This is a genomic window from Desulfobaculum sp. SPO524, assembly GCF_044987625.1.
Taxonomy (GTDB): domain Bacteria; phylum Desulfobacterota; class Desulfovibrionia; order Desulfovibrionales; family Desulfovibrionaceae; genus Desulfobaculum.
This window is the reverse complement of record NZ_JBJDSB010000002.1, coordinates 841,576-861,971: the sequence shown is the minus strand read 5'-3', so window position 1 is coordinate 861,971 and position 20,396 is coordinate 841,576. Positions and strand designations below refer to the sequence as shown.

13 protein-coding genes and 1 riboswitch are annotated in these 20,396 nt (G+C 62.8%); of the genes, 4 read left to right on the top strand and 9 right to left on the bottom strand.

Going from position 1 to position 20,396, the window contains the following annotated elements; translation table 11 throughout:
• Positions 1 to 3 precede the first annotated feature (3 nt).
• The 6 genes from ACI3L3_RS09440 to ACI3L3_RS09415 all read right to left on the bottom strand — a co-directional run bounded on the left by ACI3L3_RS09440 (position 4) and on the right by ACI3L3_RS09415 (position 8,693).
• Positions 4 to 921 (bottom strand): CoB--CoM heterodisulfide reductase iron-sulfur subunit B family protein, encoded by a 918-nt coding sequence (locus tag ACI3L3_RS09440; protein WP_404844863.1) that lies wholly within the window; start codon positions 919 to 921, stop codon positions 4 to 6.
• Positions 918 to 1,481: a 4Fe-4S dicluster domain-containing protein gene (locus ACI3L3_RS09435; RefSeq protein WP_404844862.1), complete on the bottom strand. Its 564-nt coding sequence runs from the start codon at positions 1,479 to 1,481 to the stop codon at positions 918 to 920. The genes ACI3L3_RS09440 and ACI3L3_RS09435 overlap by 4 nt, the downstream gene beginning before the upstream one ends.
• Positions 1,478 to 4,954 carry a 4Fe-4S binding protein gene (locus ACI3L3_RS09430; protein WP_404844861.1) on the bottom strand — a complete coding sequence of 1,159 codons (3,477 nt, stop codon included), beginning with the start codon at positions 4,952 to 4,954 and terminating at the stop codon, positions 1,478 to 1,480. The genes ACI3L3_RS09435 and ACI3L3_RS09430 overlap by 4 nt, the downstream gene beginning before the upstream one ends.
• 33 nt (positions 4,955 to 4,987) lie before the next feature.
• Complete coding sequence (locus ACI3L3_RS09425) at positions 4,988 to 6,130, bottom strand: Coenzyme F420 hydrogenase/dehydrogenase, beta subunit C-terminal domain (RefSeq protein ID WP_404844860.1); 1,143 nt, start codon at positions 6,128 to 6,130, stop codon at positions 4,988 to 4,990.
• A 10-nt stretch (positions 6,131 to 6,140) separates the two neighbouring features.
• The gene (locus ACI3L3_RS09420) at positions 6,141 to 6,563 is read right to left on the bottom strand and encodes a hydrogenase iron-sulfur subunit (protein WP_404844859.1); all 423 of its coding nucleotides are present in this window, start codon (positions 6,561 to 6,563) and stop codon (positions 6,141 to 6,143) included.
• A gap of 93 nt (positions 6,564 to 6,656) precedes the next feature.
• On the bottom strand, positions 6,657 to 8,693 hold the full coding sequence (locus ACI3L3_RS09415) for an FAD-dependent oxidoreductase (RefSeq protein ID WP_404844858.1): 2,037 nt from the start codon (positions 8,691 to 8,693) through the stop codon (positions 6,657 to 6,659).
• A gap of 435 nt (positions 8,694 to 9,128) precedes the next feature.
• Here ACI3L3_RS09415 and ACI3L3_RS09410 point away from each other — a divergent pair, with 435 nt between their 5' ends.
• Both ACI3L3_RS09410 and ACI3L3_RS09405 read left to right on the top strand, forming a co-directional pair.
• Positions 9,129 to 11,081, top strand: coding sequence for a PAS domain S-box protein (locus tag ACI3L3_RS09410; protein ID WP_404844857.1), 1,953 nt, complete (start codon positions 9,129 to 9,131; stop codon positions 11,079 to 11,081).
• Positions 11,082 to 11,177: 96 nt separating this feature from the next.
• Positions 11,178 to 12,632: a sigma-54-dependent transcriptional regulator gene (locus ACI3L3_RS09405; protein ID WP_404844856.1), complete on the top strand. Its 1,455-nt coding sequence runs from the start codon at positions 11,178 to 11,180 to the stop codon at positions 12,630 to 12,632.
• A gap of 125 nt (positions 12,633 to 12,757) precedes the next feature.
• Here the strand turns inward: ACI3L3_RS09405 and ACI3L3_RS09400 are convergent, their stop codons facing one another.
• The gene (locus ACI3L3_RS09400; protein WP_404844855.1) at positions 12,758 to 13,951 is read right to left on the bottom strand and encodes a YibE/F family protein; all 1,194 of its coding nucleotides are present in this window, start codon (positions 13,949 to 13,951) and stop codon (positions 12,758 to 12,760) included.
• An 84-nt stretch (positions 13,952 to 14,035) separates the two neighbouring features.
• On the bottom strand, positions 14,036 to 15,535 hold the full coding sequence (locus tag ACI3L3_RS09395) for an alkaline phosphatase (RefSeq protein WP_404844854.1): 1,500 nt from the start codon (positions 15,533 to 15,535) through the stop codon (positions 14,036 to 14,038).
• 585 nt (positions 15,536 to 16,120) lie between these two features.
• On the opposite strand from ACI3L3_RS09395, the gene putP reads away from it, so the two are divergent.
• The gene (gene putP, locus ACI3L3_RS09390; protein ID WP_404844853.1) at positions 16,121 to 17,599 is read left to right on the top strand and encodes a sodium/proline symporter PutP; all 1,479 of its coding nucleotides are present in this window, start codon (positions 16,121 to 16,123) and stop codon (positions 17,597 to 17,599) included.
• Between the two features lie 817 nt (positions 17,600 to 18,416).
• Positions 18,417 to 18,896, top strand: a complete 480-nt coding sequence (gene greA, locus ACI3L3_RS09385) for a transcription elongation factor GreA (RefSeq protein ID WP_404844852.1) — start codon at positions 18,417 to 18,419, stop codon at positions 18,894 to 18,896.
• Positions 18,897 to 19,283: 387 nt separating this feature from the next.
• Here the strand turns inward: greA and ribB are convergent, their stop codons facing one another.
• A complete protein-coding gene (gene ribB / locus ACI3L3_RS09380) occupies positions 19,284 to 19,931 on the bottom strand; it encodes a 3,4-dihydroxy-2-butanone-4-phosphate synthase (RefSeq protein ID WP_404844851.1) in 648 nt (215 codons plus the stop codon).
• Positions 19,932 to 20,052: 121 nt separating this feature from the next.
• Positions 20,053 to 20,203, bottom strand: a riboswitch (FMN riboswitch).
• Positions 20,204 to 20,396 lie beyond the last annotated feature (193 nt).

Genomic DNA, 20,396 nt, shown 5'->3' with positions numbered 1-20,396 from the left:
TGTTTAGGTGTTTCCCGGCTCCACGGCGTCCTCGGCCCCTGCCGCAGGCGTCTGCGCGCGCTCCGCGTAGGAGCCTTTGGGTGCCATGTTTCTGCCGAGAAGCATCTCCTCCTCCGAAAAGCCCATGCCAAGCCCCAAAAGCTGGGTCAGGTACACCACGGGGCGTCCCTGCCGGGCGTGGCCGCCGCGTATGGCCTGTGCTTGGTAGGCCTCCAGATTCATTTGACACATGGGGCATACGGTCACGATAACGTCCGCTCCGTGCGCGGCGTCCAGAATGCGCCCCACGGAAACCAACGCCGCATCCTGCCGCGTCGCCATAAGCGACGCGCCGCAGCACCGCGCTCCCATGTCCCACTGCAAAACCTCGGCCCCCAGCGCCGCAAGGAGAGGCTCCATGCTCCGGGGCCGTTCCGGGTTGTCAAAGTCCGCATGCGGCCGCACAATTTGGCATCCGTAGTAGGGAGCAACCACCACCCCGCCAAGGGGCTTTGTGATGCTCTCGCGCAGCCGCTGCACGCCGATGTCGTTCACCAGCACGTCCAGAATGTGCCGCACGCGCCCGCCCGTTGCCGCAAGGCTGAGACCCTCGGCCCCCAGCAGGTCATTCACGCCGGAGAGGGTCGCCCTATCGGGCATCACGTCCTTTTCCACCCGCAGGTGGTTCAGGTAGCAGGCGCTGCACGGCACAAGGATGTCGGCCTCCGGCATCTGCCGCTGGGCAAGGGCGATATTGCGCGCCGGGAGGGCGTGCGTCAGCGTACTGCTGACGGACTCCACCGCGCTTGCGCCGCAGCAGGTCCAGCCGTCTATTTCCCTGACATCGGCCCCAAGGCGCTCCATCACCAAACGGGTGGAGACATCAAACTCCTTGGCGCTCTCGGTCAGGGAGCATCCGGGATAATAGGCGTATGTGGTCATGGCAGTCCTTCCCTTTCCCGCGCCGCGTCAAACAGCGCGCTCAGGTCACAGTCCACATGCTGTCCACCCAGCGGGTGAACCTTGCCCTTGCCGAGCATCCGCAGACCAAGGGGGGCAAAGCGCATGGCAAGGCCGGGATTCTTTGCCGCCAGCAGATACCGCGCCATAAGGTCTGCCTCGCGCACGCGGCCATGCCGGCGGATATTGTCCACAAACGCGCGGTAAAACGCGGTATGCGCCGCCGCCCCCGGCGCACTGCGAAGCTGGGCAAGGCGCTTGAGCGCGGCCATGGCGCTGGTCAGCGGCAGGCCGCGCGGACAGCGCAGCGTACAACTGTAGCAGGACGAACACAGGTAGAAGGTATTGCTCGCCAGCACCTCGTCCTCCAGCCCGCACAGGATCATCCGCCACATGCGCCGCGGGGTCAGGTCCATGGCGTGGCTGTTCGGACAGCTGGCGCTACAGGTTCCGCACTGCATACAGGCCCGCAACTCCTCGCGGATGTCCTTGAGCAGGCTTTCGGCCCGTGCCGCGTTCTGGGCTGTTTCGGCTCGCATCATCCACCGTCCTTTGTTTCGGCCACCAGGGGCCGCGTCAGCGCCGCGTCGATGACCTTCATCATCTGGGCGTCCCTGAACCCGCGCATGACGCTGGCACTATTGGGGCACACCGCCGTGCACGACCCGCACCCCTGACACAAAAGCTCGTCCACCTTGATGCGGTTTTCCGTCAGGTCAAGACGCCGCGCGCCGTAGGGGCAGAAGTCGATGCACAGACCACAGCGGGAGCAAAGACTGTCGCGCACCTCGGCCACCACATTGCCGCAGGTGAGGCGCTTCACGCTCAGGATGCGTACCGCGCGCTGGGCCGCGGCCTTGGCGGAAGCCACCGTTTCGGCCATGGACCCCGGTCCCCGCGCCAGCCCGCAGACAAAGACGCCCTGCTTCAGAAAGTCCACGGGCCGCCACTTGGACTCCGCCTCGCGGAAGAAGCCGTTCTCGTCGGTCTGCACGCCAAACACCTCGGCGATGTCCGCGTTCTCTCCCGGCTCTATGCCTGTGGCCAGCGCCACAAGGTCCGGGCGTATTTCAATGTCGCGCCGCAGGACGGGGTCGTAGCCGCGTACCACCACGTCGTCGCCTTCGGCCTTCACCTGCGGGGGGCTGTCCACGTCGTAGCGGATGAAGATGGCCCCCTGTCTGCGGGCCTCGGTGTAGAAGTCCTCGGCAAAGCCATAGGTCATGATGTCGCGGTAGAAGACGTAGACCTGTACGTCCGGGTTCTTACGCTTGATATGCAAAAGGTTCTTGAGCGCGCTTTGGCAGCACACCCGGCTGCAGTAGTTGCGGTGCCCATCGCGCGAGCGCCAGCACTGCACCATCACCACGCTGCGCAGGCCGCCGGTATCCAGCGTGCCCGATGCCAGCGCGTCCTCCAGCTCAAGCTGACTCAGAATGCGCTTGTCCACGCGGTAGCTGTAGTCCCATATGCGGCCTTCGCGCCCGCCGGTGGCGATGATGGACACGCCGTGCTCAAGGGGCAGCGCGCCGTCCGGGGTGGATATTACGCTCATAAAGCGTCCGGCCCGGCCCATGGACAGCACGGCCCGCGACTCGGTCCGTACGGTGATGTTGGGGTGCTTCTCCACCTGTTCCACAAGCTCCGTCAGGTACTTCTGCGGGTCCTCTCCCTGCAGGGTGGTGCGCAGGTGACGGGCCAGCCCGCCAAGCTCTTCGCCCTCCTCCACCAGGCAGACGTTGTAGCCGTGGTCAGCAACACTCATGGCCGCCGTCATACCCGCCAAACCGCCACCAAGGACCAAAGCCTCACGCGCCACGGTCTGCGGCGGCGGCAAAGGCGAGGGGTCCGCGTCCTGCAAACGCACTGCGGCCATATTCAGGGCGGCAAAGACCTTCTCCTGTGTGGTGGTGCCGTTGACCTCTGCGTCGTGGGCTAAGAGCGGCGTATAGATGTCCGCCACGTCCATGAGCGCGGGCTTGAGGCCTATGGACGCCCCAAGCTCGCGCAGGCGCGGCACATAGGCGTAGGGCATACACGCGCCAATGAGCAGGCGGTTGGGCTTTACCTCGTTGGTCAGCGCCACAATGCGCTCCCAGCCCTCGCCGGTACAGGCGCGCTCCACATGCTCCACCCGCACCACATTGGGCATGGCGGACAGGCGGCGCGTCAGGTCATCCATATCCACGCGCTGTTCAAGAATGGGGCAAGCGGAACAGAGGGCGAGCAGCGTTCGCGGCGTCTCGCGCGAGACATCGCGGTATTCCGGTTCGGGGTCGGGCTGCTGCTCCTTGAGGGGGGCGTAGATGTTGATAAGGCGCGAAGCCTCGGCCGCCGCCGCGCCGGCGGTGACGATGGTCTCCGCAATGTCGCGCGGCGCGCCGAAGGAGCCAGCCGCGTACACGCCAAGCCTGCTGGTGCGGGACGGATCAAAATACTGGGTCTGGCACCAGCCGTGGTCGTTCAGGTCCACACCGGCGGCGTCCGCAAGCTCTCGCGTGCCCTTGGGGGCGCGTGCGCCTACGGCCAGCACCAGCATGTCGAACACCTCGCGCACCAGCGTGCCGTCCGCACCAAGGTACTCCACCACCAACCCTTCGGCGGGGTCGTGCAGGTTCACGGGCGTCACGGAATGGATACGCGCAGGGATGAACCGCACCCCGGCGTCGTGCTCGGCGCTGTGGCGGTACATCTCGTAATCCTTTCCAAAGGTGCGCATGTCCATGTAAAAGATGGCGGTTTCCGTCTCCGGCCCAAGGCGCCTGCGCGCCAGCAGGGCTTCCTTGATGGAAATCATGCAGCAGATGCTGGAGCAGTAGGACGCGCGCTTTTGCACATCGCGCGAGCCAGCGCATTGCAGCCACGCTATGCGCCGGGCGGGCCGCTGCGTCCCCGGCACAAGCAGGCGTCCGCCCGTAGGGCCGGTGGAGCTGGCAAGGCGCTCAAACTCCAAGGACGTCATAACGCCGGGCACACTGCCGTAGCCCAGCACATCCGCCCCGCCAAAGGGGTCCGTTGCCGGGTCGTAGCAGTCAAAGCCCGCGGCCAGCACCACAGCCGCCGCCTCTACCGAGAAGGGCTGGTCCGTGACATGCCGCATATAGAGCTTATCCAGCCACGGAACAAAGTCGGCCTTTTCCAGCGGCGTCTGCACAAAGGCCCTGGCGCCGTCCTGCACAAGGGCCTCGGCGCGTTCGCGCTCCTCCTCGCCGCCCATGAGCAGAAAGAGCATCTCCGGGTGCAGTTCAATACCGCGCGACACCACGCGCTCCACGCTCTCGCCCGGCAGGGTCATCCCGTAGAGCACCATCCGCGGCGCGGCCTGCTCGCTCACGCGGGCCAGCACCTCTTCACCGGTGCGGGCGCGCTCCACAGGGAAGTTCAGGCTCTTCAACCATTCCTCAAGCTCGGCGTAGACCGCGTCGTCCGCCTCGGCAATGAGCACGCCAAAGCTCTCGCGCTCCTTGAACTTGAAGTCGATGGCGCCTGTGGGACAGGTCTCGAAGCACTGCCAGCACCTGCGGCAATGGTCGAGGTCCACGGTATAATGGTTCGGGATGGCAAGGGGCATGGGCAGATACACAGCCGACCGCTCGCTCAGCCCGGCATTAAAGTCATCACTCACGGTAACGGGGCACACGGCGGAGCATTCACCACAGCCAATGCACCGCGACGGGTCCACAAAGCCGGAACGCTTGGACAGCGTCACCTGAAACGTGCCCGGGTCGCCCTCCACCGCCACAAGGTCCGTGGACAGGTGGATGTCGATATTCTTATGAAACAGTCCCTTGCGCAGGCAAAACTGGCTGGACGAATCCCTCTCGGTCAGGGGAAGCATCTTGCACATGCCGCAGTGGTCGCTGGGAAACTGATAATCAAGCTGCATCAGCAGGCCGCCAATGGTGGGACGCCGGTCCACCAGCGCCACCTTTTGGCCTGTCTCGGCAAGGTCCAGCGCGGCGCGTATCCCGCCGATACCGGCACCGATGACAACCGCTCCGTATCTCTTTTTCATGGCGTCCTCGCTTGCTGTGCGTCCGTGATGGGCCTAATCCGTCCCGCCCGTCATGGCGGAGAATTCCTTCTCCTGAAAGACGGCCAGCGGTGGCGGCTCGTTAGGATCGCGCCCTGCCTCGTAGTCAAAGGCGGCCTGCGTCTTCTGCGCGGCGGAGCGGAACAGCTCCATAACCGGAATGTCGTTGGGGCAGGCATTGGAGCACTGACCACAGCCCACACAGGCGGTGCTCATGTGCGCCAGCCGCGTCAGGTGGAAGAACACCGTATCCGTCGGCATCTTGAGGGCGCCCTTCTGCCGGGCCCAGTCCATGTACTGCCACGGGTCATGGTCAAACACGTCGGTGACAAAGACGCACTCGCGGCAGTAGCACACCGGGCAGGCCACGCGGCAGTTGTAGCACCCCACACAGCCGGACAAATACTGCGCCAACCCGGCGATGCTGCCCACCTGCCCGCGTGTTTCCTCAAACATGGCGTCGCGGAAGGCCACCGCCCGGTCCACAACGGCCCGCAGCGCGTCCTCACGCCCAGAGGCGGCTTCGCTGTCCGGCACCTCCAGACGGCTGAGCAAGCCTTCGCCACGAGGAGTCTTGGCCAGAAGGGGCAGCCAGCCTTCGCGGTCCACGCCAAAGCCGCCAATGATGATGTCCGCGCCCTCGGGCGAAGGGTGCTCACAGGCCATGCAGGCCTTGGCGAGCTTTGGCTCGCCCTCCCACGGCGTCTTCAGCGCCGTGGCCGCAAACTCGCGGCTGGCGGCTACGGGGTCCCTGTCGCCCACAAAGCGCGCGTACTCGGCATTGGCAAAGGCCCCCGCACAGTCCGCACCGATAATCAACAGATTCTCGATACTGCCTTGGTTCAGCTTCACCAGCTCCACAAAGGCGCGTATCTCGCACGGGCGCAGGACCGCAGCCACCGTGCCATCGGTTTCGCCCCGGCTCAGGCGCGCCACAAGGCGCGCGGCATTGAGCGGGAACGACGGGGCAAAGGGGTCTGCCGTAGCCAGCTCCGCCGTATCCGTCACAAGGGAGGGCATCACCGGGCCGCCGCCGGGCATATGCCGGGGCACAAACACCGCCGCCACCTCGCCCTGCGCAAGGAGCATGGACAAAAAGTCCTGAACGGTCCCGAGGGGGTCCCTGTCCTTCACTGTGAGTTGTGCCGTGGTTGCCATGACGGGTCTCCTAGATGGCCTGAATGTCCCGGACCTCGCTTGGGCCCAGTTCCCGAATTTCGGCCACCAGATTGTTGACCGTTTCGGCGAATTCGTTGCCTTCGCTCGCCCCCACCCATGTGAGCTTCACGCGGCGCTCGTCTATGCCGTACTGCGCCAGCAGCTCCTGAATCAGCTTCACACGGCGGCGGGCCTTGTAGTTGCCGTTAATGTAGTGGCAGTCTCCGGGGTGGCAGCCGGAAACCAGCACCGCGTCCGCCCCGCCAAGAAGCGCCTTGAGGATATACTTGGGGTCCACCATGCCTGTGCACATCATGCGCACAAGGCGTACGTTGGGGGACTGAACCATCCGCGACGTCCCGGCCAGGTCTGCGGCGGTATAGGTGCACCAGTTGCAGACGAATGCCACGATGGTGGGTTCAAAGTCGCTCATGCCTTTCCTCCCGGATTCTCTGCTGCCGGAGGCGTCCGGCGTTTCGTCCCCAATGTGCCGGCGCCGGGACCAGCCCGGACACCGGCGCGCCACTTACGCCTTGGCCTGCGCCGCGTCTTCGGCGCCTTGTTCCGTCTGGGTCTCAGTCCCCGCCGGTGCAGGGCGCCGCGCAAGCAGGCCTTCCAGTTCCGCGAATATCTGCCGCTCCGTAAAGTGCTTGATCTGCGCCGCGCCGCTTGGGCAGTGGGCGGCGCAACTGCCGCAGCCCTTGCACATGGCTTCGTTCACCACGCTCACTGCGCGCCGCTCGTCAAACTCGATGGCGGAGTACGCGCACAGGCCGATGCAGGTCTTGCAGCCAATGCACACATCGGGATTGATGTGCGATGTGGTGGGCGAAATGGACACCTCGCCCTTGGCCGCCAGAGACAGCGCCTGCGCCGCCGCGCCAGAGGCGTGGGACACCGCATCCGGGATATCCTTAGGTCCCTGACAGGTGCCGCCGATAAACACGCCATCCGTCGCTGTGGACACCGGCCCCAGCTTGGGGTGCTCCTCAAGGAAAAATCCGTCCTGCCCTTGCGGGATGCCAAATATGCGCGCCACGTCCGGGGCGTCCTTTCTGGCCTCCATGGCCGTACACAGGATGACCATATCCACCGGCACCCGCATCACGCGGCCAAGGAGCGTATCCTCGCTCACCACGATGAGCTTGCCCTCTTCCTCGGGCGTCAGGGCGTGGCGGGTCACCTCTGCCGGGCGTCCACGCAGGAAGGTGACGCCTTCCTCCTGCACGCGGCGGTAAAACTCCTCGTAGCCCTTTCCGAAACAGCGCATGTCGATGTAAAAATTGAAGATGTCCACATCATGCCCGACCTTGTCGCGGATGAGGTGGTCGTACTTGAGGGCGTACATGCAGCACACGCGGGAGCAGTACTCGTGGTGGTTCACGTCGCGGCTGCCCACACAGTGGATGACGGCAACGCTCTTCGGCGGTGTGCCGTCCTTGAGCTGGATCTTGCCCCCGGTGGGACCGACGGCGTTATTCAGCCGCTCGAATTGTAGGGCCGTGAGCACGTTGTCATAGCGGCCAAAGCCGTACTGTTCGAGGCTGGTGGGGTCGAGGGCGTCAAAGCCCGTGGCAAGAATAATACTGCCGACCTGGAAGGTCTCCGTAGTCTCCTGCTGGGTGAAGTCGATAGCGCCGGAGGGGCAATTCTTCTGGCACGCGCCGCACTTGCCCTTCTTGAAGTAAATGCAGTTGTCCGCGTCGATAACGGGCGTATTCGGCACGCTCTGGGGCGAATTGCGGTGGATGGCCTTGCGCACGCCCATGCCTTCATCGAATTCACTCAGAACCTTGCGCGGGCACTTCTCAAGGCACAGGCCGCAGCCGGTACACAGGTCCATATTCACGTAACGGGGCATGCGGCGCACGGTGACGGTATAATTGCCGATGAAGCCGGAGACCTCAGCCACTTCGCTGTAGGTCATAAGGGTAATATTCGGCTCCTGCGCCACGGCCACCATCTTGGGGGTGGAGATGCACGCCGCGCAGTCCAGCGTGGGGAACGTTTTGTCAAACTGCGCCATATGCCCGCCAATGGAGGGCGAGCGCTCCACCAGATGCACCCTGTGCCCGGACTTTGCCACGTCCAGCGCGGCCTGAATGCCCGCAATCCCGCCGCCCACAACAAGCACGTCCGGGTGCACGGCCTCCTGCCGCGAGTAGAGCTGGGCATGCCAATTCACACGGCTGACCGCCGCCGCGACCAGCTTCTTGGCCTTGTCCGTGGCTTCGGCCGGGTCTTCCGTCACCCACGAGCAATGCTCGCGGATGCACGTCATCTGAAAGAGGTAAGGATTCAACCCGGCGCGGGCGAGGGCATTCTGAAAGGTCTTCTCATGCAGGCGGGGCGAGCAGGAGGCCACCACAACGCGGTTCACGCCCATCTGACGGATGTCGTTGATGATAAGGTCCTGCCCGGGGTCCGAGCACATGAACTTGTAATCACGCGCCACCACCACGTTCTTGAGTCCGGCGGCGAACTCCGCAACGCCGGTGGAATCTACCTTTCCGGCGATGTTGGTTCCGCAATGGCAGACATAGACGCCTATGCGACTGCTCATGGTCGTTCCTCCTTGTCCTGTGCCGCTTGCGCGCATCCCAGGGAAGGGGTGGCTTACTACCACCTCCAGACCACGAATCGTGCCGCATTACGGAAGGGCAGCCATTTCAAGGCCTTACCGACTCTGGCCCCGGCGCGAGGCGCGTCTTCCGGCTCCAAAACAGGGAGAAAATGTCTTGTCCCGCAAGATTATGTCCCACGCGGCAAGACAGGCGGCGGCCGCCGGAGTCCGTAGGCCGAAAATACCTGCGCTCACAGGGCATTATGGGCCGCAGCCCCATGCGCCGGGCCGCCGCTGGACGGCGTCTTGCTCAACAAGACTTTTGAACGGCCAGCGCAAGCCCCTGCCGCGCCGGGACTTTTGCGGATTTGACAACACCTGCCTTTTGGGAGCAGACAATGAAGGAAGGTCCATCAGCACACCGAGGAGGACGGTATGTGCGCAAAGGTCTCGCCGCCCAAGACAGCACAAGGCCAATGGCCCTGCCTTGGCCCCGGCTCGCAGCGGCAGGAAGCCTGCCAAATGGTGCAGCAGCTTCTGGCCGCCACCTCGGACGCCGCCGTCCTGCTTGATGAGCGCGGTACCGTCCTCATGAGCAATGAGCGGCTGGCGCACATGGTGGGAACCAGCCGCAGCAAGCTCAAGGGCCGCAACTTCTTCTCCCTGATGAACAAGGACGCCGGGCGCTTTCGCAAGGCCATCCTCCACCAGAGCCTGCGCCTTGGCGAGCCTGTGGAATACGACGACATCTGCCGTCCGGGCCGCGTCTACAACGCCCGCATCATCCCTTTTTCCGACGGCGGCGGCGCCTTCCGGCAGGCCGTGGTCTTCTTTACGGACATCACCCAGCGACAAAAGGCGGAAAAGGAACGCATCCGCCTCGCCACCGCCATCGAGCAGGCCGCGGAAGCCATGATCATCATGGATAGCGACCTGACCATCGAATACGTCAACCAAGCCTTTGAGGCCATGACCGGCTACCCCGCGCACCACATGCGGGGGCAGAAGGTGGACGTGCTCTACGAGGGCACGCGGCAAAAACGCCAACTCCGGGCCATTCTGCGTACGGTGCAGCAAGGGGAAACATGGACCGGCCTGTGCTGGAACACCGCCCGCGACGGGCGCACCTTTCAAACGGAAAAGATGATTTCCCCCATCAGGGGACAGCGCGGCGTGGTGCTGGGGTACGTCAGCGTCTGGCGCGACATGACGCAAATTTCCGAACTGGAGCGCCAACTGCGCGAGTCGCAAAAAATGGAAGCCATCGGCACGCTGGCGGGCGGCATCGCCCATGATTTCAATAACATCCTCAGCCCCATCATCCTGCATGCGGAGCTGGGGCTGGAGGCGCTGCCAGACAGCCATCCCGCCCACCACGCCTTTACGCAAATTCTCTCCGCATCACGGCGCGCCGCCGGGCTGGTGGAGCAAATTCTGAATCTGAGCCGCCGCAAGATGGGCAAAGCCATACCCTTTTCCCTGACCTCACTGGCTAAAGAATGCTTCAAGCTCCTGCGTCCGCTCATCCCTTCCTCCATTGAAGTGGTCCTTGACCACAGTGGAGAGCGCGACATCGTCCTCGCGGACCCGGCGCAGGTGCATCAGGTTATCGTCAATCTGTGCACCAACGCGGTGCAGGCCATGCCCTCCGGCGGCACCCTGCGGGTGGAGGTGAGCGCGGTCACCGTCTCGCAGGATGCGCCAAACGGCTTCCACGCCCTCACCCCCGGCGGCTACGCCCTTCTGCGCGTGCGCGACACCGGGGAAGGCATGACGCCCACCGTGCTGGAGCGCATCTACGAGCCGTTCTACACCACCAAAAAAGCCAAAGGCTCCGGCCTTGGGCTCACCGTTGTGCACAACATCATCGCAGAGCTTGGCGGCATGGTCCGGGCCGAGAGCACGCCGGGGCGCGGAACCGTCTTCCACGTTGCCATTCCCCTGCACGACGACCAGCCAGACCGCGACATCATCGCCGTCACCACGGCCAAGCCCCAACCCGGACGTGGCCGCGTGCTGGTGGTGGACGACGAAAAAAGCGTCCGCGACAGCGCCCGCGCCGCGCTCACGCGCCTTGGCTACCATGTGACCACCAGCCGCAGCGCCGCCGAGGCTATTGCTCGGCTCGAACAGCGCCCGGATGCCGTGGACCTTGCCCTTATCGACGTCACCATGCCCGGCATGTCCGGCATTGAGATGACACGCCGCCTGCGCGTTCTCTGCCCGGACCTGCCCATTGTGCTGTGCTCCGGCTACAACGACACGCTCACCCCCGGCAAAGTACGCCGCCTTGGGGCCAAGGGCTTTTTGGGCAAACCCTTTAGCCTGAGCGACCTCTCCAACGCCGTGGCCGAGGCGCTGGGCAAACGCCGCGCCCCCCGGCGGTAGAACGCCAAAAGCCCGGCGCGGCAAAGGGAGCCGCCCCGCGCCGGACAGATTCACGCCCGTGGACCCTGCCCCAGCAGAGCTACACAGGGAGGATACATGGCCGCAATACTCATCGTTGACGACGACCACCTCTTCCGCGACGCCATGTGCCGCGTCATCGAAAACATCGGACACACCCCCGTGGAGGCCGCCACTCTCAAGGAAGGGCTGGAGCAAGCCGCCAGCGGGGACTATCTGCTGGTGCTCCTTGACGTATGGCTTCCCGACGGCAACGGGCTGGCCTCGCTGCAGGACTTCCGCGCCTGCCCGTGCGAGCCGGAGGTCATCATCCTCACCGGCGCGGGGGACCCGGACGGGGCGGAAATGGCCATCCGCAGCGGCGCGTGGGATTACATTGCCAAGCCCGCCAGCATCAGCGACATCAAACTGCCCGTACTCCGGGCCATCGACTACCGCCAAAAGGCCCTTGAACACGAAGCTCCCGTCCTGCACCGCAGCCGCATCATCGGCTCCAGCCCCGCCATCCGCGCCTGCCTCGACGTTGTGGCGCAGGCGGCGGCCAATGACTCGGAAGTGCTCATCACCGGCGACACTGGCACCGGCAAGGAGCTTTTCGCCCGCGCCATCCATGAAAACAGCGCCCGGGCAGAAGGTCCCTTTGTGGTGGTGGACTGCGCCGCCCTGCCGGAGAAACTGGTGGAAAGCACTCTGTTCGGTCACGAAAAGGGCGCCTTTACCGGCGCGGACCGCAAAGCCGACGGACTGGTCAAACAGGCCAACCACGGCACGCTGTTCCTTGACGAGGTGGGCGAGCTTCCCCTCTCCGCCCAGCGCGCGTTTCTGCGCGTTTTGCAGGAGCACCGCTTCCGGCCCGTTGGCAGCAGGCACGAGGAATCCAGCGACTTCCGCCTTATTGCCGCCACCAACCGCGACCTTGACGCCCTTGTGGAGCACTGGGAATTCCGCCGCGACCTGCTCTTTCGCCTGAAGACCATTCTCATCACCCTGCCCCCGCTCACGGACCGGCGGGAGGATATTGAGGAGCTGGTGCGCCACTCCATCAGCCGCTACGGCTGGCGCGTAGGCAGCGGCACCAAGCGCTTTTCGCCGGAGTACCTTGAAGCCCTCAAGAGCTACGACTGGCCGGGCAACGTCCGTGAACTCCTCAGCGCGGTGTCGTGCTCCATCTCCGCCGCCAAAGGTTCGGGCACGCTCTTTCCCCGGCACCTGCCAACGGCCATCCGCGTGCACAGGGCGCGGGCGCGGCTCAAGGCTACGCCCAGCCCCCAAGGACGCGGGCTGGACCAACTGGCCACAGACGACTTCCCAAGCTTTCGCGATTACCGCGCCCAGCGCATGGCCGATGCGGAACAGCACTACCTGCGCGAGCTTATGGCCCTGTGCGGTGGCAGTGTGCCGCAGGCCTGCGATGTGTCCGGCCTCTCCCGCGCCCGCCTCTACGCCCTGCTCAAAACCCACGACATCCCGCGCGGAAGCAGCGCCGCAAAAAAGCCCCCGCCGGAGCAGGGGCCGTCCTCTGCCGATACATAGCGGCGGGGATGTGGTGCGGTGAGAATGATGGTCGATATGCAAACGGGCGCGAAGCACTTTCGCGCGCGGGGCGTAGCCTATTGCGCTGTATCGGCAACGACGCTTGGCGTCGCATCTGGTACAGCTTAGGACGCAGCTTTGGGCGCAACACGTGGCGAAACCTCCTCGCCACGCGCCGCGCCGGATGAAGCTGGCTCCGGCGCACGGCGCACCAACAGCACCGCACCAAGACACGCCGTAAACGGCGCCACCGTCACCAGCCCAAAGGACCCCACCAGCGTCTTGAGCACCTCCGCCGCCACATAGATGAGGTTAAAGGTATTGGCGAGGGGAACGCCCTGCGCCATAAAGGCCATGAGCAGCGTGATAAAACTGCCGGAATACGCCAGCAGCAGTGTGGTGGTCATGGTGCCGACCACGGCGCGCCCAACGCGCAGGCCGGACCGCAGCGCCTCGGCGCGGGTGATGTCCGGGCGCTTTCGGACCACCTCATCCATGGAGGCCGCCACATCCATGGCAAGATCCATCACCGCGCCCGACGCGGCAATAAACACCGCCGCCACGTAAATTTCCACAAGGTTCAGGTGTCCAAAGCCCGAGTAGAGCAAGGTCTCCGCAAAGGGGAGCACTGCGCCGTGCAGATGCAGACGCTGCGTGAAGTACACCGCCAGCACGCAACTGGTCAGCACGCCGAGAAAGGCCCCCAAAAACGCCGTCACGCCCCGCCGCGATACTCCGGCCACAAGAAAGATAATCCCCCCGCACAGCAAAGCCGTAACGCCAAGGCTGACAAGGAGCGGATCGTACCCATCCAAAAACAGCGGAACCAGCACCTTCCACACCATCAACGCCGTAAAGCCAAAGGACAGCAGCGCCTTGGCGCCGGTCCACCCGCCATAAGCAACGAGCAGTAGCGCAAACAGCCCCAGCAGCACCCCTTCCAGCCCAAGGCGGTAATGCGCCTGCGGGTTCACACTGGCGATGCCGCCATCCGGGTCGAGAGTGAGCACCACAAGGACGCTGTCGCCGGGGCGGAAGAGCTTGTCCCGGTCCAGCATTCCCAGCAGTTGGTTCACGCCGCGCACCTCGCGCCCGGCGTACGCGCCGTCCTCAAGGCGCAGGGTCACGTCCTGCTCGCCCTTACGGATCATCCCTATGGTCATCACCTGACTGTCATCCACAGACAGCACCGTCCCCCGGCACCGGACGGCGTCCTGCGCCACACGGTCCTCGTAACCCGTGGGCAGCAGCCACAGCCCAACGGTCAACACGGCAAAGACGGCAACCAGCAGTATGTTGCGCCGCGTTTCGGTCTTCATATGCACTCTGTCCTCTCTCATGGCAGTGCGGCGCGGCCAAGGTGGCCGCGCCGCACACGTTGGTGGTGGTCAGAAACAGCGCGCCTAGCGCTCGGCAATGTGCACGCGGGCAGGGACGCCCATAATCGCCATCACCTTCTTGGCCACGTCGGTATTGTCATACATGCCGTTAAAGGTCTCCGCGCCAACGCCCATGGCGGAGGTGGAAACAGGCACACCGGTGTGCTTGTACGAGGTCCAGCCAAGGCCCGCCTTTTGGTTCAGGATGTGGGTGATGGTCACGCTCATGGGGTCGTATTCACCATAGAGCAGGTACTCCTCTTCACCGGATTTTTCCGACGAGCCGGAGACGCTGCGGCGGAAGGCATCCGCCAGCATCTTGCGCTCAAAGGGGGCGAGGACGAGGCGGTCCTTCGCCGGGTCGCCCGCGAAGCGCAGGCCGAAGTGCTTGGTGATAAGGGGTTTTACCGCGTCAAAGCTGGCCGCCTTGCCTGCGGATTTCTTGAACTGCGCCATGACGTCCTGATCGAACTGCACGTACGAGATATTCTGCTTGCTGAGCACGTCAAAGAAGGACTGGTACTTGGTTCCGGCAAAACCAAGGGTCAGGCCGCCGCACTCGTGGTCGCCGGTGACAAGAATCAGGGTTTCATCCGGGTGCTTTTTGGCAAAATCCACGGCCAACTGCACGGATTTGTCGAACTCAAGATTGTTGGTCAGGGCGGAGGTGGCGTCGTTGGCGTGGCAGGCCCAGTCAATCTTGCCGCCTTCCACCATCATGAAGAAGCCCTTGGGGTTCTCCAACAGTTCAATGCCCTTGGCCGTAAACTCCGACAGCGTGATGTCCTGCGGGCGGGAGTCAATAACGTACGGCAGTGCGCCGCTGTCCTGTAGCCACTCGTTCCACGCCAGCACCTTGCCGGAGCGCGGGGTCAACTGCATAAACTCGTCCTTGTCCGTAACAATGCGGTAGCCATTCGCTTTGGCCTTGGCGATGGCGTCGCCCAGCGGCTTGTCGGACTTCTTACCCTTGGGGTCCTTCAGCCCGCCGCCGCCAAAGTAGTCAAAACCGCTTTCGGCCAGCGCGTGGTCTATCTCGTGGTACATCTTGCGGGTCTTCACGTGGGCGTAGAATGCGGCAGGGGTGGCATGGTCTATGGACACGCTGGAAACAATGCCAACCTTCATGCCCTTTTCCTTGGCCAGCTCGGCAACGGTCTTCAGCGGGCGAAACTGCGGGTCCACGCCTATGTAATTGATATTGGTCTTGGTGCCGGAGGCCAGCGCCGTGGCCGAAGCGGCGGAGCCGGTGATGAAGCGGTCGTTGGCGCGGGTGGTGGTCAGCCCTTGCGCGGGGAAGGTATCCATTACCAGCGTTTTTCCGGAGTACGCCGACGCGGCGGCGCGCTGGGGAATGCCCATGCCATCGCCGATGAAAAAGAACACGTACTTAGCGGGCGCGCCGCTGTAGAGCGCGCCACCTGCGGCATGAGCGGCGGTGAACACCGGGGCAAGGCACAGAAGCGTAGCCGCCACTGCGCCAAAAAGCGCCGTGCGGGCCAAACGAGACAAAATACGGTTCATGAGAATCCTCCTAGGCTTTCTGTTACGTGAATCCGCTGGGAGAATACGATCACAACCCGTTGGCATCATGACGACTTTGTGTCGAATGGCAGACGCCTTGGTGATGCGCCCCGCCCGCACAGCGCTCCACAGCCACACGGGCCGTCATCCCGCTGCGCCCCTCCAGCTTTCGCGCCGGGAAGAAAAGCGCCGAAAAAAATTCGCCAAAGATTTTCAAGATTTTTTCTAACTTCCCACCCCCAAAACAGGCCAGAGGCTTTGGTATACCCCCGCACTCACCGAACGATATACGCAAAATTGAAGCAAACGGTGAACATTGTTCTGGATGACATGTCGTCAGAGACGAAAGTTCGGAATTTTGCCACTTTTCACTTTTCTCTTGGGTGAGATTGGAAAAAATCTTTTTTTCGTATATGTTATGCGCACTTCCCCACCCGGAAGAGCAGGCAATGCATTTCTGCCAGCCTGCACGGGACGTCGCATGCAACACCGACGCAACGGTGCCCCTGTCCCGCATCTAAGCGCGGCTTTTGCCCGCGCCTATGACGATATCTTTCAATCCCTACTCGCAGGAACGGAGCTTTTATGATTCAGACTGAGACGCTGATCACGTTCTTCATCTACCTTGTGTTTTTGCTGTCCGTTGGATGGTTCTACTACAAGAAAACGACCAACATTGAGGGCTACATCCTTGGTGAACGCGGTCTTGGCAGCTGGGTGACGGCGCTTTCCGCGCAGGCCAGTGACATGAGCGGCTGGCTGCTCATGGGTCTGCCGGGCGCTGTGTACCTTGGCGGCATGGTCAACGCATGGATTGCCGTGGGACTGTTCATCGGCACTGTGCTCAACTGGACGTGCGTGTCCGCGCGTCTTCGTTCCTACACGCAGATGACGGATACCCTGACGCTCTCGTCCTTCTTTGAGCGCCGTTTTGACGACCCGACCAGCCTGCTGCGCGTTGGCTCCTCGGTCATCATTCTCATCTTTTTCACCATCTACTCGTCCTCCGCGCTGGTGGCGGCGGGCAAGCTGTTCGAGTCCGTGTTTCAGGTGGACTACAAGGTCGCCGTGTTTACCGGCACCGCCGTCATCATGGCCTACACCTTCCTCGGCGGCTTCCTCGCCGTGTGCTGGACGGACTTTTTCCAAGGCTCTTTGATGTTCATTGCCATTATCGCCGTCCCCATACTAGGCACCATGAGCAACGGCGGCATCTCCGCCATTGAGGCCGACATGGCCGCAAAGAGCATCTCCACCAGTCTCTTCCACGACGGCAGCGGGCAAACACTGTCCATAGTGGCGGTTATCTCCACCATGGCGTGGGGGCTTGGCTACTTCGGACAGCCGCACATCCTTGCGCGCTTTATGGGCATCACCTCCGTAAAGGAAATCCCCAAGGCAACGGTTATCGCCGTCACGTGGGTGCTTATCTCCCTCGCTGGCGCGGTGGTTATCGGCATGGTGGCTATTCCCATGTTCGACGGCCTCACCGGCGGCGATCAGGAAAAAGTGTTCATCTACATGATCGCCAAGCTGTTTAACCCTTGGGTTGGCGGCATCCTGCTGGCGGCTATCCTCTCCGCCATCATGTCCACCATCGACTCCCAGCTTCTGGTGTCCTCCTCCGCACTGACCGAGGACATCTACAAGAAAATTCTGCGCCGCGAGGCCACGGAAAAGGAACTCATCCTTGTGGGCCGCCTGTGTGTGCTCATTATCTCCGTCATCGCCCTGAGCATGGCGCTGAGCCCGAACAAGACCATCCTCGACCTTGTGGCCTACGCGTGGGGCGGATTTGGCGCGGCCTTCGGCCCCGTGGTCCTCTTTGCCCTCTATAGCCGCAAGACCACGTGGAAGTCCGCCCTTGCCGGTATGATCGTCGGCACGCTGGTTCTGGTGTTCTGGAAGCACGCAGGCCTTGGCAAAACCATGTACGAGATTGTCCCCGGCTTTGCGGCCAACCTGTTGACCATTACGCTCATCAACGCCTTCTCGCCGCAGCAGGATGAGGTCATCCTCACCCGCTTCGACGAAATGCGCCGAAACGTCAAAAACGGGTATTAGCTCCACCCGGACGTCTCGTGACCGAAAGGGCCGCTGGAATGCCTTCCAGCGGCCCTTTCCTTTTCCACGCCAGCCCTGCTGCGCGGCCCTGCCTCCGCCTTTTTGGCCACCCCGCACCTCGCCCGGCGCCGTAAAAGACATAGCCCCCTGCGCGGGCATTGCCCCGGCATCCCCCACACAGGGCACCCCGCCCAGCGCGCAAACTGGTCAACCAACCAAGAGTCGCAATAATTTCAAGCATCTGCGCCCGCCGCCTTTTGTTGACCTTTTTGGGCGAAAATCTCCCAGACTTCAATTGACCTTCCACGCAATTTCGGCCACACTCCCCATTGGTGCACAGCGTCTGTGCATAGCCAGACACCATGGACCGCACCCTGAGCCAAGCGCTATGGGGCAACATGTCCCCGATATAGAAAAACTTTTTTCAGTGCTTGAAAAGGTAGCGGACCATGGTGAATTCTGTTATCTGTTTTGACAGCCCTCCATCATTCCCCATCGCCATATGTGAGTCTTTGCACGCAGCACGCGCGCAAGGGCTTTTTTGACGTTTCGAGGGGAGAGGAGGAGGCCGGAAACCCCGTGATGCAATAGCATGAAGCTCACCGTGTGTTTCCCCATGGCCAGCACTGAGCGCGCACCGACGTTGGCGGCAGCGCCCAGCGCAAGGTACTTTCTGTCCGGCATGGGAAGGGGCCAACACTTTCCTTCACGCTGTCGCCACCCAGTAGAGCCGACACAGGCGACGGCCCGCCCTATCATGACGAGGCAGTATCAACTGTTGGCAAATATTGATGTTGAGAGAAGCCAAGGATTAACAATGAACACCATTCCGATTTCTGTAGAAGGTTTGGCGCGAGTCAAAAAGGAACTTGAGGAGCTCAAGAAGGAGCGCCCCGAAGTCATTGATGCCATTGCAAAAGCGCGAGAAGAAGGCGACCTGCGAGAGAATGCAGGCTACGACGCCGCCCGCGAACGGCAGGGCATGCTTGAAGCCCGCATCAACTACATCGAGTCGCGCATTCCGCGGTTCAATGTCATCGACCTGCGGACCCTTAATGGCGAAAAGGTCACCTTCGGCGCCACCGTGGAGATCGAAGACCTCGACACCGGCGAGACCAAGACCTACACCCTGCTCGGCCCCGACGAAACGGACACCAAGGTCGGTAAAATTTCCGTCCTGTCCCCCGTCGCCAAGGCCATGCTCGGCAAGGAAGAAGGCGACGAATTCGTTGTGGAAGCCCCGCGCGGACGCATTGAATACGAAATCGTCTCCGTCTCGTTCCCGGGGGATGAGTAGACCAGCGGCTTTGAGAGGCATCGCACTATTTCAGAGCCATCTGATGTATGTTCAGCCCGGGTCGCAAGGCCCGGGCTTTTTTCGTCTTTCACGACCCTGCCGCACAAAAACGTGAGCGCCCGCCCAAGAAACACTTGGACGGGCGCTTTCACTATGCCTTGGTGCGATGGCCCGGGGCGCATCGCTTGGAAACGGATTCTTTGGCGAACAGATGCTCGTGTGGTCAACTGTTGGGCGGCAAGCGGCTAACTAACGTGCCGGGCAAAGCGCGCCGTGTGGGTACACATGGGGATGTCCGCTCCGGGGCCGAAACCCCGGCATCCTTAACCCTCCACACAGTGCAGGACCGGACCGGTGGCCCGGCGGCGTTATGCCGTGCCTGCCTGCTTAGCTGGCCTTTTTCTGCTCTTTGGCCCGGTAGGCCACAATGTCGTCAACAGTCAGGACAGGGTAGCCGCATTTGCCGCCGAATTCCAAAATCTCCGGCAAGCGGGCCATAGTCCCGTCGGGGTTGGTGACCTCGCACAGCACGCCGCAGGGCTTCAGGCCCGCAAGGCGCATCAGGTCCACTGTGGCTTCGGTATGTCCGCCGCGCTCCAGCACGCCGCCGGGACGGGCGCGAAGCGGAAAGACATGGCCGGGGCTGTGAATGGACGCGGGGGTCGCGTCTTCTGCGATGGCGGCCTTGATGGTCGTCACGCGGTCCGCGGCGGAAACGCCGGTGGTCACGCCTTCTGCGGCCTCAATGGAGACGGTAAACGCCGTCTGATAGGCGCTTTTGTTGTGCTCCACCATCATGGGCAGGCCAAGCTGCTTCACCTTGTCGTCGGTGAGGCACAGGCAGACAATGCCGCTGCACTCGCGAATAAGCACGGCCATCTGGTCCGCCGTCAAATGCTCGGCGGAGAAGATGAGATCGCCCTCGTTCTCTCGGTCCTCGTTGTCGGTCACAAGGACACCCTGCCCATTACGCAGGGCTTCAAGTGCAGTTTCAACTCGCTCGATTGCTGTACCACAAAGGGTCTTCTGATTCATGGCAATGCTCCTCAAAACCATTTTCGATTACCAGAATCAGGGCGATAAGACAGACAGCTGTACGCATGACGAACAGCCACTGGACCTCGCGGGGGAGGTGGCAGGGGCGGATGCTAGGCTGTCTTACCCTCTTCCTTCCGGACTATAACCGTCGGCTCTGGAGTCTCACCAGATCTGCTAGACCTTTTCCCGTCTGGAAAAGCGCTCGCGGGCTTCCCGTAGCAACTCGGGTTACCGCCGGTGGGGAATTTCACCCCGCCCTGAGAATAAGATGGGTCTTTGATGCTCTCAAAGAGCCTCGGTTGTCAATGAGTTTCTTGGATTTTTCCGTTCCCGGACGGGAGCTTTGGGGCAGTGCGCCTGTTAGCGCTCTCCCTCACCGCCTGCGCCAAAACGTCCGGCAACGTCCGCCGCGCCGGAGCGCGCGACCCTCTTCCGGGGGAATCCCCCACGCCTCTTCTGTGG